Source organism: Alkalibacterium sp. AK22 (genome assembly GCF_000585255.1).
GTDB lineage: Bacteria > Bacillota > Bacilli > Lactobacillales > Carnobacteriaceae_A > Alkalibacterium.
In genome coordinates this window covers 62199-70117 of sequence record NZ_JANL01000035.1, presented here as the reverse complement: position 1 = coordinate 70117, position 7919 = coordinate 62199, and the positions used below count along the sequence as shown (strand labels likewise).

The following is a 7919-nucleotide window of genomic DNA, read 5'->3' as shown; positions in this document are numbered from 1 at the left end:
TATCAGAATGGGGTTCTTTTTTCATCACTTAACAGGTGAAAACAAAAAAAGTTTATTTAGACTGCCGTTAGGCAGTTTCAAACGCTTTAAAGAAAAAGTATGAATTATTCAGGATATTATAAACGGTTATAATCCAAGTAGCCGGCCGGTATTGGAAAGCATGCGTGTGACAGCATAAAAAGCTACCGGTCAGGACAGGAAGGAATGAAGATAGTGAATAACAAAGTAAACATCGTGATGAGAACCCTGCTGTTTCTTTATTTGCCGCTGGTTTTGCTGGTTGGCTTAGTGGTCATCGGCTTTTTAGGAATGGAGATCCAGTATGGCTGGGGGCTGCTGGTTTTATACGGCATTGTGTTGTCCAGCTGGACAAGCAGTCGCTTTGAACATCACATTGCCCATATCCAGCTGACAGAAGCGAAACCAATCCAAACAGTAGTGGATTCAGCGGCGTATCACATTACCGAAACACTCAGTACGGGCTACCGGGTCAAGTCCGCAAGAAATTGGCTGTTTGGGTGGGTAAGCGAAGGAGAGGTTACACTTACGGAAGAAGAAAACTGGATTCGAATTGAAGGCCCTTCGTTGTTTGTTGTTGATTTAAGGAAGATTCTCCTTGATGAACAGGAAGAACGCAAGTATAAAGCAGCTGCTTATGTTCAGCATGCCTTGACGGCCCTACTTTTGCTGGCTCCTTTAGTCTTTGTTGGTGGCTTGTATCGAGAAGGGCAAGTCTGGCTGCACAATGTAAAGGCTGAAGGGTCAGGCCATGCCGGGGAGAGCGGCCAGGAATCAGGAAGCCACACTGTCCAAAACAGTGGCTACGCAGTCACAGACGGACAGACACTGTTTCTGCTTGACCGGCCGCTGGATATCGTCGGGGTCGATTTAGAAACGGGTCAAAGAGACTTAATCATTCGTCTGGAGGAAAACACTGGCTTTCTGACCGGCCTGAGTCTGTTTGATGAGTGGCTGTATTTCAGCAGTGAACAAGGGGTCAGCCGGGTAAGGACAGACGGCAGTGGGCTGGAAGAAGTGCACAGTCTGGGATGGTCTGAGGAACTTCAAATTATGGACAACGGGCTTTATTTCGTTAATGCAGGTGACGATTACAGGGTATACCGCATGGATCTTGCCAGTCTGAAACTGGAGCGTTTTCCAGAGGTTAGAGGCCGGGAACTGACGGTTTACGCTGACGGCATGCTGATCAGTCAGGGAGAGTTTGAGAACGGCAATATTCAGCGTCTAGATCCCGACGGCCGCAACCGTCAGATCATAGCTGAAGGAGGCTTCCATGCCCAGTACCATGAGGGCGATTACTATTATATCGGTGACAGTTATCAGCTGTACAGACGGGACGTGCAGCTGGAAGAAGCTGAAGCTGAACAGCTGACGGAACAGCCGGTGTCCACTTTCCTGGCTACAGAATTTGGCCTGCTCTATCATGTAAGAGAAGAAGGTTTCCCTAATGAAAATGGCGTGTATACAGCTGACCTTGACGGTACCCGCAGCACCCTTGTGGAAGAAAGCTCAACCGGAGGTGTCTTTATCCGAGTAGAGGACTCCGCTATTTTCCATACACAAGAGCGGCCGAATATAGGTGGAGGGCTGATTGATCTTGAGGAGATTAGAGTAATACGAGAGGGCAATAGTTAAGTTAATAGAATCAGAATTGACTAAATTAAGTTAAAATCAGGTTGTCAGTCCTTCAACATATAGTCCTAGCTGCTCTTAAGTGTATTATTTATTGACTTGGCGACTTAAATGGTGACAATGGTGAGCTGCCGGAAAAAAGGAATGATTCCGGCAACTGGGACAGAAAAAGGATGAGTACTCAAACTTAACACTGAAAGGTGCACTGTTAATTAATCTATAGTGCACGACAAGAAACTCCTCAATCTTAGGGCCAAACAGATTAATAAATTACGTAAAAAAGAGGAGCCCTCAGGGGCCCCTCTTTTTCTTCACTACTCAGTTCTTACTTAAAGATAGCCTTGATTTCTACATAATCTTCTACGCCGTACAGGCCGTTTTCACGTCCGAGGCCGGACTGTTTGTAGCCGCCGAATGGGGCTTTAGGTGTTTCTTCGGCATCATTGATCATGATGTTGCCGGTCTTTAGCTTGTGGGCGACTTGGATGGCTTCGTCTGTCGGTCCGACAACACCGCCTGACAGGCCGTAGATGGAGTCGTTGGCCAGTTCGATGGCTTCCTCAACCGAATCGTAGGTGATGACCACCAATACCGGTCCAAAGATTTCCTCTTGGGCAATCGTCATGTCATTGTCGACATGGACAAACACAGTCGGTTCCACAAAGTAGCCGGTGCGGTCGATTTTGTTGCCGCCGACTAGGACTTCTGCACCTTCCTCTTTCCCTTTTTCGATATACTCCAGAACGCGTTCCATCTGTTCTTTAGAGACAATCGGTCCGACCATCGTGTCTGCTTCATTCGGATCCCCGACTTTAATGTCTGTGTAGTAGTCTTTAATCACTTTCTTGGTCCGCTCCAGCTCATCCTTTGGAACAAAGAGTCGGGACAAAGCGGAACAGGTCTGACCTTGATTATGCAGCAGGGTATCCGCTGAGTTTTTGACAGCCAGCTCTAGGTCGCCGCCTTTCAAGTAAATCATCGGAGACTTGCCGCCCAGTTCCAGTACTAGCTGTTTGACAGTTTTTTGCGCTTTTTCATACAAGCTCTTACCGACTTGAGTTGAACCGGTAAAAGAAATAACCGAAACGTCATCATGACTGGTCAGGTAGTCGCCTGTATCACTGCCATTACCAGTGATTAGGTTGAAGACACCGTCCGGCAGACCTGCTTCATCCACGATTTCTGCCAGCAGCAGAGCCGTGTAAGGGGTCAGATTGGCCGGCTTGACCACGACAGTATTTCCAGCCAGTAAAGCCGGGGTGATTTTTCTCTGGATCTGGTTCAGTGGATAGTTCCATGGCGTGATGCAGGCCACGACACCATAACCTTCCTTGATGACGGTCGCATTGTCCACTTCCTCTTCAAATGAGAAGTTTTCGATTTCCTCCAGTGTTCCCTGCATTTCCTGTTCAGAAATGGCTGCCTGGGTACTTTCAGAGAACTGACGGGATGACCCGAGCTCCTTAATCATCACATCGACCAGCTCGGATTTGCGCTTCGTGATTCCCTGAAGGATTTTGTTTACATAGTCTGCACGTTCTGATGGCTTCAGTTCATTCCAGCTGTCAAAAGCAGCTTTGGCCGAAGCCACCGCCTTGTCTACATCCGTCTGGTCAGCATTCACGACTTGGCCAATCACTTCTTCCGTTGTCGGATTCAGCACATCCTCAACATCTGTCGAGTGCGCATCCTGCCATGATCCGTTGTAGTAAAGTGTGTGTTTAGTCAAAATATTCTCCTCCTTGTTGGTACCCCCATTATGCAAAACTCATACGGATAAACCAAATATAATGCTTGTTAAAGATAAAATTAAACCAATTATTCCGGATACAAAAGTGCATCAGTGCAGATGAGAGCCGGCTGTATTATAAAAAAGAAGGCAGCCGGCCATCAATACGGACCGGATGCCTCCTGGGGATAGCCTTTGGCTGTTTATATTCAGTTGAGGACCTTGTAAATCGATTCAGCGATTGACTGATAGCCGGCACCGCTGGGGTGGAAGCGGTCAAATGACAGGAAGGTCTCCAGATTGAACTGGAAAAACTCATAGGTTGGGATATAAGCGATCCGCGGATCGGTGTTGGCAACCAGGCGAGTCTGGTGGTTCCATTCAAGCAAGTAGCGGGCGGTATCCGGATCGTCTGAACTGTAAGGATTATAGAGACCAATCAGAGCCAGCTGGGCCTCAGGGTTAAGACTTCGGATTTCTTCGAGGATAAGGGTCAAGTCGTTCAAGTAGGCCTCAAGGACGCCGTCAAACTCCAGGCTCATGGTCGCTTCGTCTTCAAAGTAAAGCGGGTTCAAGTCGTTGCCGCCGATAGAGATCATAATCAGCTGAGCTTGGGCGATATCCGCATCGGTCGTACCGCTGGTTATTTGCTCGGCCAGTTCTGAACTGACGTAGCCGGGAACAGAAAGGTTGTTTAGGCTCAGGTTTTCACCGGTTGACTGCTCAACCAGGTTGACATAGCGCTGTCCAAAGCCCAGGTCTTCCTCGTCACCGACACCGGCCCCCAAGGAATCCCCTAGGACTAGGATGTCGGAGATGTCTTCCATCGGCAGGCTCGGGTCGGTCGGCTCTTCCATAAAGGCGGGTGTTTCTTCTTCCGTCAGAGCTTCTTCGGGCTCTTCGCTACGGCTGATCACCAGGGAAGTGACAAAGCCGGAGGCAAAAAGCAGAAACAATAGCGAGGCACTGACTAAAATCAGTGGCCAGATGATTTTTTTGTACATAGGTTCCTCCTTTATTGTCAATCAGACCAGCACGTCTCGGCGGTTGAACAGGATAAAGCTGATTAAAAGGGACAGGCCGCCCCATGCCGCCAGGGTCAGGATCGAAAAGCTCAGGTTCATGCCCTCAACCGGCTGATAGGAGCCGGTCAGGTAGCTGGGCAGATCAAGATTTGTTACAAAGAAATATTTGACCAGTTCCCAGTCAGCCAGGAAAAATTGCAGGAACTGTCCGCCGATGATTGAAGCCATCAGGATACCGATAGCGGACGAGCTGCTCTCCACGGCGACTGAGACGAGCAGGGTGATGGAGGCAATGATAACTGATACAAACCAGACCAGGGAGTAGACCAGAACGGAAAACTGGAAGCGGGAAATAAGGATGGTCGAGTCCGATACCAGCGTGCCTTCAAAAACACTGAAGCCGGTAATGACCGGTTCGCCCGCGCCTAGCTCACCGAAGAAGAGAAAGGAGACCAGGGTCGAAAGCACGGCGACCATGAAAATCAGCAACGTTGTCATCATCAGCAGAGCCAGATATTTACTGAGTAGGATCTTCCAACGGGGAACAGCCCGAGTAAGTAACATCTTGGCTGTCTTCTTGGAAAATTCTCCTGAGACCAGGTCGGCAGCCAAAATCACTACCAGAAGTGGAATAAACAGACCGATTCCCTGCTCGGCAAATTCAGCATTGAAGCCAAAAGCCGTTGGGGTGATTGGGTTGATATCATTATCGATAAAGTAGCTCAACTGCTGGATTTCCCGATCAAAGGAAGCCCGTACGCCTTCAGGAATAAACTCATTGTCACTTCTGGATTCCAGATCCTCTAGGCGCTGGCTGGCGAGGACCCGCCAGTCAAAGTCCATTTCACCGGTTTCGGCTTCAAACTGCTGGACTGTCCGTTCATAGGCAAATTGCTGACCATAGGAGAAGAGGGAGACAAAGATTAGTAAAAGCAACAGGATCAGAAACAGTTTTTTCTTGAGCAGGATCTTCAGTATTTCATTTTGCGTCAGCTTGATCATGGTCAAACCCCTTTCTTATATTTTGTCTTTTTCTGTCAGTTCCAAAAAGAGATCTTCCAGCGTCCGTTTTTTATTGTCAACAAAGCTGATCTCAAAACCGGCCTCAATCAGTGTTTTGTTAATTGCAGGTAGCGTATCCATATCGACCAGGGCTTTGAGGCCCTCCGGCGCCCGAGTGGTCTCCAGCCCGAAGCGGTCTTTAATCAGCTGCTGGGCTTTTTCCGGCTCATTCACGGTCCAGACTGCTTCGCCGGTTGCCAGGATATCTTTGATATCGGCATTTTGAATAATATGACCTTTGTTGATGATGCTGACGCGGTCACACATCAACTGCACTTCACTAATCAGGTGGGAGGAAATCAAAACGGACAGACCGCGTTCGCGGGCCAGCCGTTTGACGATTTCCCGGAATTCATGGATCCCCTGTGGATCCAGGCCATTTGTCGGCTCATCCAGGATCAACAGTTTAGGTTTGTGGATCAAAGCCTGCGCCAGGCCGATTCGCTGTTTCATACCCATTGAGTAGACATCGACTTTGTCGTGGATCCGATTTTCCATGCCGACTAGCTTGACGGTCGAATCAATGTCTTCTTTCGTGACCCCTTGTGACATGCTGCCTAAAAGCTCGAGGTTCTTGTAGCCGCTCATGTAGCCGTACAGGTCAGGGCCTTCAATGATGCAGCCGACCTGAGACATGGCCTGAACAAAGTTCTTTTTCAAAGAATAGCCGCAGATCTCGACATCACCAGCTGTGGGTCTGGACAGGCCGACAATCATACGGAGAGTGGTCGTCTTGCCGGAACCGTTTGGGCCCAAAAAACCCAAAATTTCTCCTTCTTTGATGTCGAAACTGACATCGTGGATAATGGTTTTCTTCTTGATATCTTTTTTTAGATGGGAAACAGTCAACACAGATGTATGCATAACAAACCTCCTATTAAAATGACATCCAATCCGTGACAGTGAAGAGACGCAAGCAGACTCCAGTGACAGGAAGGAAAGGGATGTAAGGAAACGGTAAATAGCTCAAGTACAGTGTATCATGCTAAGGCAGGATAGCGGGTGTGTTTAATCTTCAGGAAGAAAATAGCATCAGGCTTGTTGCTTACGTCGGGGACATGACTTTGGAAATAAGCAGACGTTTTATGTGTACACACTTAGGGAAGCCTTACGGTGCAGCTTTAAAAACATCCTGAATGTCTGCTGGATTTTCGTCATCCCTGTAAAGGCACTGATCGAGGCCTTCAGTGATGAGATCCTTGTCCATATCTTTACCGATGAAGACCAGCTCGGTCATCCGGTCACCAAAGCGCTCGTGCCAGATGTCTTTCAAATGAGGTCGGACATCGAACATCTTTTCGATTTCCCAGGTCTTCAAAGAGGCTATCCAGTAGCCGGCAGGGACAATATCCATGGCTCTGCCTGACTGAGAAATTTTGATTACAGTTTCAGGCTGAGTAATCAGCCACAAAACTCCTTTACAGCGGGTCACGGCTTGAGGCCAGCGGTCAAGCCAGGCATCGAGACGTTCAGGATGGAATGGGCGTCTTCTGTGGTAAACAAAAGACTCTATCCCGCCTCTAGCCTGTCTCTCTCTTTGGGACAAGTCTTCTGTATCCCAATCATCCAGCAGTTTTTGGCTATGATCAAAAAGCTGGGTATCGAACAGCAGATCAGTGGAGACCTGAGAAAAGGTGGTCTGGATCAGCTGGGCACTGGGCTGGAGGGTCTGAAGCAGGTCCAGGATATATTGGCGATCTTTTTTAGTAACCAGGTCCAGTTTATTTAAAACAAGTAAATCGCAGTATTCAATCTGGTTGATGATCAGCTGATTGCTGTCAAGAAAGGCGTGATTGTACTTGCCGTTTTTTTGATCAAACTGCTGGCTGATTCTGGCGGAGTCAACTACGGTCACCATAGCTCTCAGATGTGTGAGATCACTGAGTTTGACGTTTTCTGCGTTGACTGCCTGCGTCACGAGTTGTGCTAGCGTTCTAGGCGTTGCGACACCGGAAGCTTCAATAAAGATGTGATCGACGTTTTCAAACAAGGCAAGCTGAAACAGGGCAGCTTCCAGTTCAGGCAGTAAATCGGAACTGATACTGCCGTCCGATAAAGGAATGAGGACATCCGTTTTTTTGAAATAAGGCGAGCGTTTAATTATATCTGCATCCACATTTTTTTGAGAAAAATCATTGACGATGATACCTAACCGCTGGTGTGTTCTGTTTTCTAAGGCATTCAATAAGTATGTCGTTTTTCCGGATCCTAAATAGCCGGATAATACAGTAACGGGGATGTGTTTCATTTCTCAGTCTCCTTTATTAAATCGTAACAATTCTTATTTAAGATAGTAACACAAATTGAAAAAAATGCTATGGAAATAAATGAAAACGTATACGCATGAGCTTTTGATACAAAATATATCCTAGGAAACTTAATTTACCGGTGGATTCTCCGATAATAAAAAGGGAGGGGGCATAGATTGCTTACCTTTATACATACATAGC

6 protein-coding genes are annotated in these 7919 nt (G+C 47.6%); 1 reads left to right on the top strand and 5 read right to left on the bottom strand.

Annotated elements, in window-relative coordinates; genetic code table 11:
- Positions 1–204: 204 nt before the first annotated feature.
- Positions 205–1656: a DUF5050 domain-containing protein gene (locus ADIAL_RS07475; protein ID WP_034302045.1), complete on the top strand. Its 1452-nt coding sequence runs from the start codon at positions 205–207 to the stop codon at positions 1654–1656.
- A gap of 322 nt (positions 1657–1978) precedes the next feature.
- Here the strand turns inward: ADIAL_RS07475 and ADIAL_RS07470 are convergent, their stop codons facing one another.
- The 5 genes from ADIAL_RS07470 to ADIAL_RS07450 all read right to left on the bottom strand — a co-directional run bounded on the left by ADIAL_RS07470 (position 1979) and on the right by ADIAL_RS07450 (position 7717).
- The gene (locus ADIAL_RS07470; protein ID WP_034302043.1) at positions 1979–3382 is read right to left on the bottom strand and encodes an aldehyde dehydrogenase family protein; all 1404 of its coding nucleotides are present in this window, start codon (positions 3380–3382) and stop codon (positions 1979–1981) included.
- Positions 3383–3591: 209 nt separating this feature from the next.
- The gene (locus tag ADIAL_RS07465) at positions 3592–4386 is read right to left on the bottom strand and encodes a GDSL-type esterase/lipase family protein (protein WP_034302041.1); all 795 of its coding nucleotides are present in this window, start codon (positions 4384–4386) and stop codon (positions 3592–3594) included.
- 21 nt (positions 4387–4407) lie between these two features.
- Positions 4408–5409, bottom strand: coding sequence for an ABC transporter permease (locus ADIAL_RS07460; protein ID WP_034302038.1), 1002 nt, complete (start codon positions 5407–5409; stop codon positions 4408–4410).
- Between the two features lie 15 nt (positions 5410–5424).
- On the bottom strand, positions 5425–6333 hold the full coding sequence (locus tag ADIAL_RS07455; protein ID WP_034302037.1) for an ABC transporter ATP-binding protein: 909 nt from the start codon (positions 6331–6333) through the stop codon (positions 5425–5427).
- 244 nt (positions 6334–6577) lie between these two features.
- Entirely contained in the window at positions 6578–7717 is a 1140-nt protein-coding gene (locus ADIAL_RS07450) for a CobW family GTP-binding protein (protein WP_051503804.1), read from the bottom strand.
- Positions 7718–7919 lie beyond the last annotated feature (202 nt).